Origin of the sequence: Blastococcus sp. TBT05-19 (assembly GCF_003319095.1) — a bacterium.
GTDB lineage: Bacteria > Actinomycetota > Actinomycetes > Mycobacteriales > Geodermatophilaceae > Blastococcus.
In genome coordinates, this window is record NZ_QOHI01000004.1 from 27068 (window position 1) to 41594 (window position 14527).

A 14527-nucleotide genomic window follows, 5' to 3' on the forward strand; every position below is an offset into this window, starting at 1 on the left:
TAGGCTCGCACCCCGTGAGCCCTGACGCTGGAGCGGTTCCGGCGGCCGAACCGGCCGACGGGACCGCTCCGGCGCGTTTCACCGTCCGGCTCACCAACTTCGAGGGCCCGTTCGACCTCCTGCTCCAGCTGATCGGCAAGCACAAGCTCGACGTCACCGAGATCGCGCTGTCGCAGGTCACCGACGAGTTCATCGCCCACCTCCGGGCGCTCGGCGACGAGCTGGACCTGGACCAGGCCAGCGAGTTCCTCGTCGTCGCCTCCACGTTGCTCGACCTCAAGGCCGCCCGGCTGCTGCCGGCGGCCGAGGTCGACGACGAGGAGGACCTCGAGCTGCTGGAGGCCCGCGACCTGCTCTTCGCCCGGCTGCTGCAGTACAAGGCCTACAAGCTGGCCGCCGGCTTCCTGCGCGAACGCGAGGGGCAGGCCGCGCTCCGGCATCCCCGGCAGGCGGCGCTGGAGCCGCGCTTCGCCGAGCTGGTGCCCGAGGTGCTGCTGGACCTCACGCCGGAGCAGTTCGTCGCCATCGCCGCCCGGGCGCTCGCCCCCAAGGTGCCCGAGACCGTCAGCGTCGCCCACCTGCACGCGCCGCCGGTCAGCGTGTCCGAGCAGCTGCTGCTGGTGCGCGAGCACCTCGTCCGCTCCGGGACGGTGAGCTTCCGGGCGCTGTCGGCGGACTGCGAGCACACCCTGGAGGTCGTGGCGCGGTTCCTCGCGCTGCTGGAGCTCTACCGCCAGCAGCGGGTGGTGTTCGAGCAGCTGACCCCGCTGGGCGAGCTGCACGTGCGGTGGACCGGTGACCCGGGTTCCGACGACGAGGCAGCCCCTGACGCCGACGAGGAGTACCGGTGACCGAGGACCGACCCGACCAGGAGCGGGCACCCATCTCCTGGGACGCGCTCGCCGCGGAGCTCGAGGCCACCCGGCGGGAGGCCGAGGAGCGGGGCGAGGCCGACCCGGTCGCGTGGGACGCCGTCGCCGCCGAGCTCGCGGCCCGGGTGGGGGAGCGGCCGGCCGAGGAGCTGCCGGTGCCGGCGGTCCCCACCGAGGACCAGCTGCCGCTGGCCGCCGCGCCGGAACCGGAGCAGGAGGCGGAACCGGAGATCGAGCCCGAGCCGCTCGAGCTGCTGGACCCCGTCGTGCTGCTCGGTGGCCTGGAGGCGTTGCTCTTCGTCGTCGACGACCCGGTCGACGAGGAGACCCTCGCCGCCGCGCTGCGCTGCTCGGAGGAGCAGGTGCGCGAAGGGCTGGCCGCCCTGGCGTCGGGCTACGACGCCCGCTCGGCCGGCATCGCGCTGCACCGGGTGGGGGAGGGGTGGCGCCTCTACACCCGCGACGACCACGCCGCCGTCGTCGAGCGGTACCTCGGGGAGGGGCAGCGCAGCCGGCTCACGCAGGCGGCGCTGGAGACCCTCGCCGTCATCGCCTACCGGCAGCCGGTCACCCGGGCGCGGGTCGCGGGCATCCGCGGGGTCGGCGTCGACGGCGTCATGCGCACGCTGATCACCCGCGGGCTGGTGCGCGAGGTCGGTTCGGACCCCGACACCGGCGGTGGGCTCTACGTCACCACGCCGCTGTTCCTGGAACGCCTCGGGCTCACGAGCCTGGAGGAGCTGCCCGCGCTCGCGCCGCTGCTGCCGGAGACCTCGACGGTGCTGGACGAGCACCCCGACGCCTGAGCGGGGTCACTCCCGCGCGTACTCCGGGCGCTCGCGGAGGGCCGCTCCCACCGTCGCCACCAGCGCGACGGCCGCGGCGAGCGCGACCGCCGCCCGCAGCCCCCCGGGGACGTCGACCCAGTTCGCCGCCACGTTCAGCAGGACGCCCAGCCCCCACAGCAGCAGGAAGGCGTCCGACAGCCGTTGCCCGGCACGAGCGGGTCCCGTGCCGGGGGAGCCCGGCTCCGACCACACCCGGCGCAGGAAGACGACGGCGAGCAGACCGGCGAGCAGTCCCGGGAGGGCGAGCGAGACGTACCCGGCCGCCTCGCGGCCGGCGACCAGCCGGACGACGACGGCCGCGCTGACCAGCACGGCAGCCGGGATCCCGAGGGCCAGGCCGATCCGCCGCCAGGCCCGCAGGGTCCGCGGTGACGCCGTCACCGGCGGGAGCTGCGCGACGGGACGAAGAGGCCCGCGGCCGCGAGAAAGGTGAGGACGGCGCCGCCGAGCGCGGCGAGCAGCGCGGTCTCCGTCGACAGCGACTCCGCCGAGCCGCTGAGCACCCAGGAGACGGCGAACAGGACGAGCGAGACGACGGCCAAGGGCGCGCCGATGCGTGCGTCCCGGCCCCGGCGCCCGGCCGCCGCGGTGCTGCTCCGCACCGAGACCAGCAGCAGGACCAGCGAGGCGACCGAGAGCGGCACGGCGAGCAGGCCGATCAGACCCGCGCCGATGGTGGCGCCCTGGCCGGCGGGGGTGGCGAGCACCATGACCACGAACACGAGCCACAGCACGGCCGCTGCGGCCGCGAGGGCGAGACCGGTCCTCCGCTTGCCGTCCACGGGGCGGATCGTGCGCCGGACGTGTGCCGTGCACCACCTGTCCGGCCCACCGTCACCCGGTTCAGCGGTGGGACGGTCGGCCGACCGGGTGAGCGGTGGGAGACTGGACGGCGATGAGCAACGCGACCCCGAACGACGAGAGCACCACCGCGGCCGGCGAGGGCTGGTCCGAGGACATGGAGCTCGCCCCGGCGCACCCCGGTGACCGCGCCCCCGCACCCGCCGGCGACGACCGCGAGGGGGAGCGGCTGCAGAAGGTCCTGGCCCGTGCCGGTGTCGCCTCCCGCCGCGTCGTCGAGGAGATGATCGACGCCGGCCGGATCAGCGTGAACGGCGCCCTCGTGCAGGTCCAGGGCATGCGGGTCGACGCGCTGCGCGACAAGATCGCCGTCGACGGCGTCCGGCTCGAGATCCGCGACGACCGGGTCACCTACGCGATCAACAAGCCCAGCGGCGTCATCACCGCCATGAGCGACGACCGCGCCCGCCCGACCATCGGCGACATGGTCGGCGACCTCGCGCCGGGCCTGGTGCACGTGGGCCGGCTCGACCAGGACACCGAGGGCCTGCTGCTGGTCACCAACGACGGCGAGCTCGCCCACCGGCTGGCCCACCCGTCCTACGGCGTGAGGAAGACCTACCTCGCGCAGGTGTCGGGCAAGGTGCCGCGCGACCTGGCCCGCCGGCTCCGCAGCGGGGTCGAGCTCGAGGACGGGCCGGTCACGGTCGACTCGTTCCGGGTCGTGGACGCCCACGCCGGTCAGTCCGTCGTCGAGGTCGTGCTGCACGAGGGCCGGAAGCACATCGTCCGCCGGCTGCTGGCGCACGTCGGGCTGCCGGTCTCGCGGCTGACCCGCACCGCCGTGGGCCCGGTCGAGCTGCAGCGCATGCGCAGCGGCTCCATCCGCAAGCTGACCCGCCAGGAGGTCGGACAGCTCGAGGAGCTCGTCGGCCTCTGAGCGGGTCCGCAGGTCGCTCAGGCCTGCGGCGGGTCCTCGCCGACCAGGCCGTCGATCGCCTCGCGCAGGAGGTCGGCGTGGCCGACGTGGCGGGCGTACTCGTCGGTCAGGTCCACCAGGATCCGGCGCAGGGCGGGGGAGCTGCCGTCGTCGTCCGCGGTGAACCTCGCCGGCTCGTCCAGCCCGCCGCCGGCGAGGGCGGCGGACCAGGCCTCGCGGCAGCGGGCGACGGTCTCCCGCCAGAGGGCGTAGAGCTGCTCCGCGGTGTCGTCGGCGGCCGAGGTCCAGTCCCAGCCGGGGGTGGCGTCCCAGTCCACCGAGCGCCACGGCTCGGCGGGCGGCCGGCCGGTGACGTCGATCGCGTAGCGCTCCTCGACCCACGCGAGGTGCTTCAGCAGCCCGGCGAGCGTCATGGACGACGCCCCGACGGTGCGCCGCAGGGCGGCGTCGTCCAGACCGCCGGCCTTCCAGGCGAACTGGGCCCGCGAGCGGTCCAGGGAGAACAGCAGCAGCTCCGCCTCGCCGGCGTCCGGGGCGGGCTCGCCGATGCGGGTGTCGAGGGCGATCTCGGCGGTCATGCGGCGGAGGGTAGGGCCGTTCCGGGCCCCCTGGTAGGCCGTCGGCCACCGCCGGGGAACGGGTGGCTGACCCGGACGGGGGAGGGCGGTGGCGCGCGCTCCCTAGACTCGACCGAGGCGCCCGGCGATCCGGGGGTGCGATCGAACGAGGAGAGTGCATGGCCGTCCGAGCCATCCGGGGCGCGACGCAGGTCGAGGCCGACGACCGGGAGCAGGTGCTCGAGGCGACCCGCGAGCTGGTGCAGACGGTCATGGAGCGCAACGAGCTGAGCTCCGAGGACCTGATCAGCATCCTCTTCACGGCGACCCCCGACCTCGTGTCGGAGTTCCCCGCCCTGGCCGCGCGCGAGCTCGGCCTGGGCGACGTGCCGCTGATGTGCGCCACCGAGATCGCGGTGCCGCACGCCCTCCCGCGGGTGCTGCGGCTCATGGCGCACGCCGAGACGCCGAAGTCCCGCCCCGACATCCAGCACGTCTACCTGCGGGGCGCGGTCGCGCTGCGCAGGGACATCGCGCAGTGAGCGCACCCGAGAGAGCAGTGAGTGAGCAGATGAGCTTCCGAGGCCAGGTGACCCTCGACGGACCGTCGGGCACCGGCAAGTCCAGCGTGGCGCGAGGAGTCGCCGCCCGCCTGGGCGCCGCCTACCTCGACACCGGCGCCATGTACCGGGCGGCCACCGTCGCGGTGCTCGACGCCGGGGTCGACCCCGAGGACGCCGACTCCGTGGCACGCACCGTCGCCGCCGCCCGCATCGAGGTCGGCACCGGGTCCGCCACCGAGCTGGTGACCGTCGACGGCGTCGACGTCGCCGAGCGCATCCGCGGCGTCGAGGTGACCCGGACGGTCTCCGCCGTCTCCGCGGTCCCCGCCGTCCGCCGCCAGCTGGTCGACCAGCAGCGCGCGCTGGTGGCGGCGGCCGACGCCGTCGTCGTCGAGGGCCGGGACATCGGCACCGTCGTCCTCCCCGACGCGACGCTGAAGGTCTACCTGACCGCCGCTCCGGAGGCCCGCGCGCAGCGGCGCGCCGGGCAGCTGGGCATCACCGAGCCGGCCGAGATCGCCGTGCTCGCCGCCGACCTGCGCCGCCGGGACGAGTACGACAGCAGCCGCGCGGACAGCCCGCTGCGGCCGGCCGCCGACGCCGTCGTCGTGGACAGCACCGAGCTCGATCAGCAGGCCGTCGTCGAGCGCGTCGTCGCGCTGGCGCAGTCGGCCGTACCGGCGGGGGAGCGGGCATGACCGAGAGCACCGGCCCGCTGCCGGTCGTCGCCATCGTCGGCCGCCCCAACGTGGGCAAGTCGACCCTGGTCAACCGCTTCCTCGGCCGCCGCGCCGCCGTCGTCCAGGACACCCCGGGCGTGACCCGGGACCGCATCTCCTACGAGGCGCTCTGGAACGGCAAGCGCTTCACCGTCGTCGACACCGGCGGGTGGGACCCCAAGGCCACCGGCATCGGCGCGTCGATCACCCGCCAGGCCGAGCACGCGATGAAGACGGCGGACGTCATCGTCTTCGTCGTCGACAGCCAGGTGGGCGCCACCGACACCGACCTGGCGGCGGCGCGGGTGCTCCGGCGCAGCGACCGGCCGGTGATCCTGGTGGCCAACAAGGTCGACGACGAACGCAGCGAGGCCAACGCCGCCGAGCTGTGGAGCCTGGGCATGGGGGAGCCGCACCCGGTCAGCGCGCTGCACGGCCGGTCCAGCGGTGACCTGCTGGACCTCGTGCTCGACGCGATGCCCGAGGCCCCCCGCGAGCAGGAGGAGGAGGGCGGCCCCCGCCGGGTCGCGCTCGTCGGCCGGCCCAACGTCGGCAAGTCCAGCCTGATCAACCGGCTGGCCAAGGAGGAGCGCTCGGTCGTCGACTCCGTCGCCGGCACCACCGTGGACCCGGTCGACTCGATCGTCACCCTGGGCGGTGAGGAGTGGCGCTTCGTCGACACCGCGGGCCTCCGCCGCAAGGTCAACACCGCCAGCGGCATGGAGTACTACGCCAGCCTGCGCACCGAGGCCGCCATCCAGGCCGCCGAGGTCGCCGTCGTGCTGCTCGCCGCCGACGAGGTCATCAGCGAGCAGGACCAGCGGGTGATCACCCAGGTGGTCGAGGCCGGGCGCGCCCTGGTCGTCGCCATCAACAAGTGGGACACCCTCGACGAGGACCGGCACTACCAGCTGGAGAAGGAGATCGAGCGCGACCTCGCGCGGGTCAAGTGGGCGACGCGGGTCAACATCTCCGCCTCCACCGGCCGCGGCGTCGCGAAGCTCGCCGACCACCTGCGCGCCGCGCTGGCCTCGTGGGAGACCCGGGTGCCGACGGCGGAGCTGAACACGTTCATCCGCGCGCTCGTGCAGGAGACGCCTCCGCCGGCCCGTGGCGGGCGCGCGCCGAAGATCAAGTACGTGACCCAGGCCGACATCCGGCCGCCGCGGTTCGTGGTCTTCTCCACCGGCTTTCTCGAGGCCGGCTACCGCCGGTTCCTGGAGCGCAAGCTGCGCGAGCAGTTCGGCTTCCACGGCACGCCGATCGAGGTCTCGGTCAAGGTCCGCGAGGGCCGGGACAAGGACCGGCGCAGCTGACCGGCGGGGGAGAACCACCGGTCGGAGCCGCAGAACGCGTGCGGTAACCTTCCGGAGCGGTCGAACGCGGCCCGGGGACTTCCCGGGAGGCGGACGACGGCGGGCTGTAGCGCAGCTTGGTAGCGCACTTGACTGGGGGTCAAGGGGTCGCAGGTTCAAATCCTGTCAGCCCGACAGAGCACGTACAGGGGTCGTTCCCGGGGGACCGGGAACGACCCCTTCGTCGTCCCGTCCGGGGGGAGGAGAACGCGGTGATCCTCCCGCCGGTGCGCGATCCGCGGTTTGTGACGATCCGCCGCGGCGGCACCCTGACCGACGCCGACCACCACCTGCTCGCCTCGTGGGCGGCCCTCTGCGCGGAGCACGTGCTGCCCCTGTTCGAGTCGGCGCGGCCGGCCGACCCGCGGCCGCGGGAGGCGATCGAGAACGCTCGCGCGTGGGCGGCCGGGGACGTGGCGATGATGCGGGCCCGCGCGGCCGGGGGACACGCCATGGCTGCCGCCCGTGACCTGCGCGGAGCGGCACGGCACGCCGCGTACGCCGCCGGTCAGGCCGCCGTGGTCGCGCACGTCGCCGCGCACGAGCTGGGCGCCGCCGCGTACGCGATCAAGGCCGCCCGTGCCGCCGCGGGGGAGGACGAGGCTGCCGGGCGCCGCGAGTGCCGATGGCAGCGCGACCGGCTGCCCGGGCCGATCCGCGAGCTCGTCCTCGACGACCAGCGGCTGCGCAACGAACTGTGCTGGTCGGTGTTCGACTGCTGAGGCGGGCCCTACTTCATCGTGGCGAGCTGGATGAGGTTCCCGCAGGTGTCGTCGAGGACGGCGACGACGACGGTGCCGTAGTCGACCGGGTCCTGGGTGAAGACGACGCCGAGCCCCTTGAGCCGCTCGGTCTCGGCGTGCACGTCGTCCACCGCGAACTGGGTGAACGGGATGCCGTCGGCCACGAGCGCCTCCTTGTAGACCTTCGCGGCCGGGTGGCCCGTGGGCTCCAGCAGCAGCTCGACGCCGTCGGAGTCGGCGGGGGAGACGACGGTGAGCCACCGTGCCTCGCCGGCGGGGACGTCCGTCTTCTTCTCGAACCCGAGCTTCTCGGTGTAGAACGCCAGCGCCTTCGCCTGGTCGTCGACGTACACGCTGGTGACGTTGATCCGGATCACGGGAGGTCCTCTCGGTCGATGGGCCACCGGTCGACGAGCGCACGCAGCGGGCTCGTGTCGAGGTGGTGGAACTTGTAGCGGCCCTCCCGCCGGGTGCGCACCAGCCCGGCCTCCTCGAGCACCGCGAGGTGCTGGGAGATGGCCTGGCGCGAGGAGGTGAGGCCGTGCTTCATGGCCAGCCGACCGCAGATCTCGAACAGCGTCTGGCCGTCGCGCTCGGTCAGCTCGTCGAGGATCGTCCGGCGCGTGGCGTCACCGAGGGCCCTGAACAGCTCCGGGTCGGTGTCCACGCCGGCCAGTAAAGGCAAGTGGAAACTTGCCTGTCAAGACGGAGTCGCCCGTGGTCCCCGTGACCGGGCGTCGGTCAGTCCTCGGTCAGCCGGCGGCAGTCCGGGCACGGCTTCGCCGAGCCCAGGCCTCGGGGGCCGTCCCAGCGGCCCTGGACCACGTCGACCGACGCGCCGCAGATCCCCGCCCACGGGGCGGGCAGGTCCGCCGTGCTGCGCAGGACGGCGTGGGCCGTGCCCGTTCCCTGGTCCCGGCCGGCGGCGTGGTCGTTCGCGGTCATGCGCCCAGCATGCGCGGGCGGGTGCCGACGCCGGCGCGGGGGTAGCGGCCAGGCATGGCCACCCCCGACCCGCACACCCCCCACCCGCGCACCGCCGGCCGGATGCCCTCGCGGGCGACGGGCCTGCTGTACGGGCTGGGGTTCGGCGGTTTCGTCGACGGCATCGTGCTGCACCAGATCCTGCAGTGGCACCACATGGTCAGCGCGGTGGAGGCACCGACCACGCTGGCCGGGCTCGAGCTGAACACGACCGCCGACGGGCTCTTCCACGCCGCCACCTGGGTGCTGGCGTTCGCCGGCACGCTCACCGCTCTCGTCGCCTGGCGGCAGGGCCGGATCGCCCCGAGCTGGAGCTTCCACCTGGGGCTCGTCGTGGCCGGCTGGGGCCTGTTCAACCTCGTCGAGGGCCTCATCGACCACCAGCTGCTGGGCGTCCACCACGTGCGCGACGACCTCGGCGGGCCGCTCTCCTGGGACCTCGCGTTCCTCGCCTCGGGGGTGGTGCTCATCGCCGGGGGCTGGCTGCTGCACCGGCGCGGCGTCCGGTCCATGGTGCGCCCGCACGGCGCCGCCGCGCGCTGAGCCGGGCGGGCGCCCGGGGCGCCGCCCTGCCGGACGGCGCCCCGGGGTGCCGCCCGCGGAGGGCGGCGCACGGAGGCGGTGCGCACGCGCGCCGGCACCGCCTCCGGCGTCAGGGGGTCGTTCGCCGCGCTACTCCCGACCGGACCGCTGCAGCTCGACGAGGTCGCCGGGGCAGAGGGCGCGGGGTCGTCCCGACCCGTCGACCAGCGGCGACAGGACCTCGGCGTGGACCACCCCGCGCCGCGGGGCCTTGCCGCCGTCGGCCGATGCCGAGGCGCGGCGGATCTGGTGGGCCAGAACCCGCGCGACGCTCGCCCGCTGCCAGGGCAGGCCGGCGGGGCTGCGCAGCCCGTCGGCGTCCAGGGCGGCGACGATCTCGTCGACCGAGGCGCCGGACCGGTGCAGCGCGAGGAGCCGCCGGATGCCCTCCGCGACACCGGCGTCGCCCGTCGCGCACGCGTTCGCCGGTTCCGCGGGGAGCCCGACCCATGCGTTGGGCGCACCGGTCCACCCGCAGCCGCCGATCAGCTCCGAGCAGGGGAGCGCCTGGCTCCAGAGCCAGCCCTGCGCGGTGACGACGCCGATCCGGTGCAGCAGCGCCCGCTGCTCCGGCGTCTCCACCCCCTCGGCGACGACGTCGACGCCGACCGCCTCGCCCAGCCGCACGATCGAGGCGACGATCGCCAGGACGTCGGGGTGCTCGGTGATGCCGGACACGAAGCTGCGGTCGATCTTCAGCGCCGAGATCGGCAGGTCGCGCAGGTAGGCCAGCGAGCTGTACCCGGTGCCGAAGTCGTCCAGGGCGACGCGGAACCCCTGGTCGCGCAGCCGGCGCAGGAGCCGCACCGCGAGGTCGGTGTTCTGCATGACCGCGGTCTCGGTGATCTCCAGGACCACCTGGGTCGGAGGCAGACCGGCTTCCTCGGTCCAGCGGACCAGGTCCTCCACGGCGAAGGCCTCGGTGAGGTTCGTGACCGACAGGTTCACCGCCACGTAGGCATCGGCCGGCACGGTGCCCGCCGCGCGCATGGCGGCCATCTCCTGGACCGCACGCCGGGCGACCCACCGGTCGAGCTCGGGCGCCAGGCCCGTCAGCTCGGCCACGGGGACGAAGCTCGCCGGCGGCACCGGGCCCCGCTCGGGGTGGGTCCAGCGCGCCAGTGCCTCCAGGCCGATGACGTCGCCGGTCCGCAGGTCCACGACCGGCTGGTACTCGAGGTGCAGTGCCTCCTCGGCCAGCGCCGCCCGGAGCTCGGCGGACAGGGCGTAGCGGTGCTCGACGTCCTTGCCGAGCGTGTCCTCGAAGACGTGCACCCGGCCGCGGCCGCTGCCCTTCGCCGCGTGCACGGCCGTGTCGGCCTGGCGCAGCAGGTCCACCGCCGACGTGCCGGACCCGGCCGGGGCCACGGCGACACCGACGGACGCGGTGACGTGCACCGACGCGCCGTCGATCGTCAGGGGCCCGTCGAGGGCGGCCAGCACCACCCGGGCCAGCTCGTGCGCCCCGCACTCGTCGGTGTCCTCGCAGACGACCGCGAACTCGTCCCCGCCGAAGCGGGCGACGGTCAGGTCGCCGGGCACTGCCGCGACCAGGCGATCGGCGACCCCGACCAGCAGCTCGTCCCCGACGTCGTGGCCGCGCGAGTCGTTGACCATGCGGAAGTGGTCGAGGTCGAGGAGGAGAACCGCCGTGCCGCGGCGGGCCCGGCCGAGCGCGGCCGACAGCCGGTCGACGAGCAGGGCCCGGTTCGGCAGCTGCGTCAGACCGTCCTGCAGCTCGGCGGTGCGCAGCGCCTCCTCCACCCGCCGGACGTCGGTGATGTCGGTGATCATCGCGACGGTGGCCTCGGGCGTGCCGTCCTCCGCGTGCAGCGAGGCGGCCACGACCCGGAGGCGGCGCTCGTGACCGTCCGGGTGGGCGTAGGGGAACTCGACGCGCTGGGGGTCGCGTCCGCGGGAGGAGCGACGCCGGCCGGAGAGCGCCGGGTCGGTGCCGAACACCTCGAGCAGGGCGGCGTCGCGCACCCGCTCCGGCGGCATCCCGAGGATCTCCGCCAGGCGGTCGTTCGCGTACAGCGTCCGGGCCGTGGGGCTGACGACCCAGATGCCCTCCTCGGAGGTGTCGGCGACGGCCCGCAGCATCGCCGTGGAGGCCCAGCGCTCCCGCTCCGGCGCGCCACCGGGGGAGCCGGGAGCCGTCCCGGCCGCCGTCGCCGGGCCGACGAAGACCACCTGCGGTTCCGTCCCGGAGCCGGCCAGCACCGACCACGCCAGCTCGACCTCGACGCCCGTGCCGTCGACCCGCAGGAGGGTGAAGACGGCGCTGCCGGAGGCGGCACGGTCGGCCGCCGCCCGCAGGGCGCGGCGCAGCCGGGCACGGGACGCCGGGTGGAAGAGCTCTTCCGCGCCGGTGCCTGCGGCGAGGCCGGCGGGGTTCCCCGAGAGCCGGCCGAGCGCGGTGCCGACGCCGAGCACCCGGCCCGACGGCGTGCAGGAGAAGAGCGCGACCGGGCCGGTGCCCCGCTCCGGTGCGTCGTCGTCTGGCCTGGCCACGTGATCGCTCCTGGATGGCTCTCGCGATCCGGTGAGCGATCGCTCACCGGGCGTCATCCATGCTCGTCGTGGTCGGTGGTGCACAACCAGATGCGCCCGCGCCAACCGCCTAGTGCGCATGCACCATCGGCCGGCCGGCCGTGCGGGGGAGGGGGCTCAGCCCCCGTCGACCAGGCCCTCGCGCACGGCGATGGAGAGCACCTCGAGCTTGGAGTGCGCGCCGAGCTTGGCCGACAGGTTGGCCACGTGGTTCCGGACGGTGTGCACGCTGATGGTGAGCTGCTGGGCGATGTCGGCGTTCGACAACCCGGTGGCGAGCAGGTCCAGGATCTCCCGCTCCCGCTCGGTGAGCTCGGCCCCGCGCCCGCCGCCCTGCCGGCGCAGGCGCGGCAGCAGCCGGTTCAGCAGCTTGGCGCTGACCACGGACTCGCCCTGGGCGGCCGACCGGACGCCCGCGACGACGTCGTCGAGCGGCTGGGTCTTGGCGATGAACCCGGCGGCGCCGGCCTCCATGGCCGCGACCAGCACCCGGTCGGAGGCGGTGGCGGTCAGGACGACGATCTGCGCGGAGGGCCGCAGGCCGTGCAGCCCGGCGATCGCGGTGACGCCGTCACCGTCGGGCAGCCGGTGGTCGAGCAGGACGACGTCCGGAGCGGCGGAGGTGATGAGCTTCCGGGCCTCGGCGAGCGAGGCCGCCTGGCCGACGACCAGCAGGTCGGCCTCCGACCCCAGCGCGTGCGCCAGGCTCCCCGCGAACACCTGGTGGTCGTCGACGACGAGCACCCGGATCCTGGCGGGGGGCATCCCCTCAGGTGCGTCCGCCCGCGTCACCGCCCGAGTCTGTCACGCCCCGGGCCCTCCGGTGGTGCCCCGGTGCGTAGTGCCTCCGCACTACGCACCGGGTGCGCGCGCATCACGACAAGCGCGGCTCGGTGGACGACCGTGCTGCTGTGCCCAGCGCTGCCCGCGACGAGATCACCGTGGTCGTCGCGGACGACGACGACCGGATCGGTTCCGCCGTGGCGGAGCTGCTGTCCCAGGAGCCGGACTTCCGGGTCGTCGCGCAGGTCGCGCGGGGCGAGGAGGCGCTCGCCGCGGCGCGGGAGCACCGGGCTGCCCTGGTCCTCACCGACGTGCGGATGCCCGGTGGCGGACCGGAGCTCGTGCGGCAGCTCGTCGCGCTGCCGCACCGGCCGGTCGTCGTCGGCTTCTCAGGACAGGCGGACTCCGCCTCCTGGACGCGCCTGATCGCCGCGGGGGGCTCCGGCTACCTGCTCAAGGGGAGCGGCGGCGACCTCCCCGTGGTGCTGCGCCGATGCGTGCGTGGGCAGCTCGTGATCGGCGTGCCCGGCGCGCCGGACCTCCTCCGGCCGCTGCTCGCCCGCTGACCCACCCGCACCCGCCCGGCCTCCGCCGGGGGCGGCGCCCGGCACCGGCAGGAAGAACGAGACCTCCGTGCCCACCCCGTCCGGGCCCGGCCGCGACCGCCACCGGCCACCGGAGGCCAGCGCGCGGTCGCGCATCCCCACGACACCGGAGTGGCGGCGACCCGAGGGCGTCGCCGTCGTGCTGCCGACACCGACGCCGTCGTCGACGACGTGCACCGCCACGCCGCGGTCGGTGGCGTCGATCGTGACGGTGACGGTGCGCGCGCGGGCGTGCTTCCGGACGTTCACCAGGGCCTCCCGGGCGATGCGGTAGGCCGACACGCGCACCTGCTGGGGGAGGGGCGCCCCGCCCCGCTCCTCGACCGACCACACGACGTCGGACTCGTCGAAGACCTGCGCCGACGCGTCCCGGAGCCCCTCGGCCAGGGACGCGTCGAGGACGGGGGTCTCCAGCTCGAACAGCAGGTGGCGCAGCCGCCCGCTGGCCCCGTGGATGGCGTCCAGCGCCGCCTCCACCGCGGGGAGCTCCTCCGGCGCCCGGTCGCGCAGCCGGTTGCGCAGCGAGCTGAGCCGCAGGTCGACGGCTGCGCAGGCCTGGATGGAGTCGTCGTGGACGTCGGCGGCGATGCGCGCGCGCTCGTCGTCCTGCGCCTCGACCAGGCGTTCGCTGAGCGCCCGCTCCCGGAGCCGGGTCAGGGTCCGCAGCTCGCGGAAGGTGAGCGCGGTCCGCCCGATCATGAGCACCCCGGCGCACAGCGCGGCGACGGAGGCGAACTGGTCGGCCTCCGGGGGGATGGCGTCGAAGAGCAGCGCGAGCACGGCGAGGCCGCAGACGCCGGGGAGGACCAGCACGGTGAGCCCCTCCAGGTCCACGCTGCGCGACTCCGCCGACCGCAGCGAGGCCACCGCGGCCAGGGCCAGCAGCACGCGGGCGATCAGCCAGCCGACGTCCACCGGCTCGCCGCCGACGTAGCGGTCGGCCGCGACCAGGTACGCGTAGTAGGTGTCGGTCACGAAGAAGACCACGAAGGAGGCGCAGAGCAGCCACCAGGACCGTCCGGCGCCGGCGCCGAGGACGACCAGGGCGGCGACCGCCAGGGCCAGGAGCAGCAGGTCGGCGACCGGGTAGGCGGTGGTCAGCGTCGTGATGTCCTCCTCGCCCAGGGGCACCCGGGCGCCGGGGAGGTAGGTCTCGGCCAGGGCGGCGACGGTGAGGCTGGCGATGAGGCCGTCGAGCGACAGGCTGAAGGGCAGGCGCCGCGCCCGGTCGCGCAGCCGCAGGAAGAGCCCGACGCCGAGCAGGAGGTAGAAGGCCAGCCACCCGGCGTCCGCCCACGAGGGGCTGGGGATGGGGTCGAGGTGCTGGTAGTGGGCGAAGTACGTCGTGCTCGCCGCGAAGGCGGCGACCAGGCCGGCGGTCATGACCAGCCAGGCGGCCCGGTCCCGGCGGTCGGCCACGGTCCGGAGCGCCAGGACGGCGATGACGAGGGCGTCGACGGCCATGTTGAGCCACCAGTCGATGGCCGTGTCGTAGCCCGCGGGGCCGATCCCCGGGATCAGGGTGACGGCGTAGACGCCACCCAGGACCAGCATCGACCAGCAGGCGATCCGCATCAGCGGAGCGGCTCCGACGTGCGGCACGGCGTCTCCCTGCTGCCGGT

Annotated in this window: 17 protein-coding genes, 1 tRNA gene and 1 pseudogene; 10 read left to right on the plus strand and 9 right to left on the minus strand. The window is 75.0% G+C overall.

The genetic code is table 11. The annotated features are described in order from the left end of the window. Window positions 1-14: 14 nt before the first annotated feature. Window positions 15-851: a ScpA family protein gene (locus tag DQ244_RS11435; protein WP_113811620.1), complete on the plus strand. Its 837-nt coding sequence runs from the start codon at window positions 15-17 to the stop codon at window positions 849-851. Further along, window positions 848-1678, plus strand: coding sequence for an SMC-Scp complex subunit ScpB (gene scpB, locus DQ244_RS11440; protein WP_113811621.1), 831 nt, complete (start codon window positions 848-850; stop codon window positions 1676-1678). The genes DQ244_RS11435 and scpB overlap by 4 nt, the downstream gene beginning before the upstream one ends. Window positions 1679-1684: 6 nt before the next feature. Here scpB and DQ244_RS11445 read toward each other — a convergent pair whose 3' ends face one another. Then, window positions 1685-2101 carry a hypothetical protein gene (locus DQ244_RS11445; protein WP_113811622.1) on the minus strand — a complete coding sequence of 139 codons (417 nt, stop codon included), beginning with the start codon at window positions 2099-2101 and terminating at the stop codon, window positions 1685-1687. Then, window positions 2098-2502, minus strand: coding sequence for a hypothetical protein (locus tag DQ244_RS11450; protein WP_113811623.1), 405 nt, complete (start codon window positions 2500-2502; stop codon window positions 2098-2100). The genes DQ244_RS11445 and DQ244_RS11450 overlap by 4 nt, the downstream gene beginning before the upstream one ends. Window positions 2503-2615: 113 nt before the next feature. Here DQ244_RS11450 and DQ244_RS11455 point away from each other — a divergent pair, with 113 nt between their 5' ends. Further along, window positions 2616-3461, plus strand: coding sequence for a pseudouridine synthase (locus DQ244_RS11455; protein WP_113811624.1), 846 nt, complete (start codon window positions 2616-2618; stop codon window positions 3459-3461). Window positions 3462-3478: 17 nt separating this feature from the next. Here DQ244_RS11455 and DQ244_RS11460 read toward each other — a convergent pair whose 3' ends face one another. Beyond that, a complete protein-coding gene (locus tag DQ244_RS11460; RefSeq protein WP_113811625.1) occupies window positions 3479-4039 on the minus strand; it encodes a DUF664 domain-containing protein in 561 nt (186 codons plus the stop codon). 158 nt (window positions 4040-4197) lie between these two features. On the opposite strand from DQ244_RS11460, the gene aroH reads away from it, so the two are divergent. The 5 genes from aroH to DQ244_RS11485 all read left to right on the plus strand — a co-directional run bounded on the left by aroH (window position 4198) and on the right by DQ244_RS11485 (window position 7377). Next, a complete protein-coding gene (aroH, locus tag DQ244_RS11465) occupies window positions 4198-4560 on the plus strand; it encodes a chorismate mutase (RefSeq protein WP_113811626.1) in 363 nt (120 codons plus the stop codon). A gap of 29 nt (window positions 4561-4589) precedes the next feature. After that, complete coding sequence (gene cmk / locus DQ244_RS11470; protein WP_113811627.1) at window positions 4590-5279, plus strand: (d)CMP kinase; 690 nt, start codon at window positions 4590-4592, stop codon at window positions 5277-5279. Then, a complete protein-coding gene (der, locus tag DQ244_RS11475; protein WP_113811628.1) occupies window positions 5276-6616 on the plus strand; it encodes a ribosome biogenesis GTPase Der in 1341 nt (446 codons plus the stop codon). The genes cmk and der overlap by 4 nt, the downstream gene beginning before the upstream one ends. A 100-nt stretch (window positions 6617-6716) precedes the next feature. Beyond that, window positions 6717-6790, plus strand: a tRNA-Pro gene (locus DQ244_RS11480). A 77-nt stretch (window positions 6791-6867) separates the two neighbouring features. Further along, window positions 6868-7377, plus strand: a complete 510-nt coding sequence (locus DQ244_RS11485; RefSeq protein ID WP_113811629.1) for a putative immunity protein — start codon at window positions 6868-6870, stop codon at window positions 7375-7377. Window positions 7378-7385: 8 nt separating this feature from the next. Here the strand turns inward: DQ244_RS11485 and DQ244_RS11490 are convergent, their stop codons facing one another. From DQ244_RS11490 to DQ244_RS11500, 3 genes are all read right to left on the minus strand, one after another. After that, entirely contained in the window at window positions 7386-7775 is a 390-nt protein-coding gene (locus DQ244_RS11490) for a VOC family protein (RefSeq protein WP_113811630.1), read from the minus strand. After that, on the minus strand, window positions 7772-8065 hold the full coding sequence (locus DQ244_RS11495) for a helix-turn-helix transcriptional regulator (RefSeq protein WP_113811631.1): 294 nt from the start codon (window positions 8063-8065) through the stop codon (window positions 7772-7774). The genes DQ244_RS11490 and DQ244_RS11495 overlap by 4 nt, the downstream gene beginning before the upstream one ends. A gap of 74 nt (window positions 8066-8139) precedes the next feature. Further along, window positions 8140-8343: a hypothetical protein gene (locus DQ244_RS11500; protein WP_113811632.1), complete on the minus strand. Its 204-nt coding sequence runs from the start codon at window positions 8341-8343 to the stop codon at window positions 8140-8142. Between the two features lie 54 nt (window positions 8344-8397). Here DQ244_RS11500 and DQ244_RS11505 point away from each other — a divergent pair, with 54 nt between their 5' ends. Further along, entirely contained in the window at window positions 8398-8925 is a 528-nt protein-coding gene (locus DQ244_RS11505; protein ID WP_113811633.1) for a DUF2243 domain-containing protein, read from the plus strand. 129 nt (window positions 8926-9054) lie between these two features. Here DQ244_RS11505 and DQ244_RS11510 read toward each other — a convergent pair whose 3' ends face one another. Together DQ244_RS11510 and DQ244_RS19415 are read right to left on the minus strand one after the other, a co-directional pair. Continuing rightward, entirely contained in the window at window positions 9055-11478 is a 2424-nt protein-coding gene (locus tag DQ244_RS11510; RefSeq protein ID WP_113811634.1) for a bifunctional diguanylate cyclase/phosphodiesterase, read from the minus strand. Between the two features lie 156 nt (window positions 11479-11634). After that, complete coding sequence (locus DQ244_RS19415) at window positions 11635-12282, minus strand: response regulator transcription factor (protein ID WP_113811635.1); 648 nt, start codon at window positions 12280-12282, stop codon at window positions 11635-11637. A 146-nt stretch (window positions 12283-12428) separates the two neighbouring features. On the opposite strand from DQ244_RS19415, the gene DQ244_RS19910 reads away from it, so the two are divergent. After that, window positions 12429-12866, plus strand: coding sequence for a response regulator transcription factor (locus tag DQ244_RS19910; RefSeq protein ID WP_158544531.1), 438 nt, complete (start codon window positions 12429-12431; stop codon window positions 12864-12866). 51 nt (window positions 12867-12917) lie between these two features. Here the strand turns inward: DQ244_RS19910 and DQ244_RS20260 are convergent. Further along, window positions 12918-14480, minus strand: a pseudogene (locus tag DQ244_RS20260) (sensor histidine kinase); the annotation flags it as partial. Between the last annotated feature and the right edge of the window lie 47 nt (window positions 14481-14527).

What these genes read in the sequence shown, in the direction of transcription:
- der (WP_113811628.1), top strand. Translation starts at nt 5,276, where the DNA reads ATGACCGAGAGCACCGGCCCGCTGCCGGTCGTCGCCATCGTCGGCCGC.
- cmk (WP_113811627.1), top strand. Translation starts at nt 4,590, where the DNA reads ATGAGCTTCCGAGGCCAGGTGACCCTCGACGGACCGTCGGGCACCGGC.
- DQ244_RS11500 (WP_113811632.1), bottom strand. Translation starts at nt 8,343, where the DNA reads ATGACCGCGAACGACCACGCCGCCGGCCGGGACCAGGGAACGGGCACG.
- DQ244_RS11505 (WP_113811633.1), top strand. Translation starts at nt 8,398, where the DNA reads ATGGCCACCCCCGACCCGCACACCCCCCACCCGCGCACCGCCGGCCGG.
- DQ244_RS11455 (WP_113811624.1), top strand. Translation starts at nt 2,616, where the DNA reads ATGAGCAACGCGACCCCGAACGACGAGAGCACCACCGCGGCCGGCGAG.
- aroH (WP_113811626.1), top strand. Translation starts at nt 4,198, where the DNA reads ATGGCCGTCCGAGCCATCCGGGGCGCGACGCAGGTCGAGGCCGACGAC.
- DQ244_RS11460 (WP_113811625.1), bottom strand. Translation starts at nt 4,039, where the DNA reads ATGACCGCCGAGATCGCCCTCGACACCCGCATCGGCGAGCCCGCCCCG.
- DQ244_RS19415 (WP_113811635.1), bottom strand. Translation starts at nt 12,282, where the DNA reads ATGCCCCCCGCCAGGATCCGGGTGCTCGTCGTCGACGACCACCAGGTG.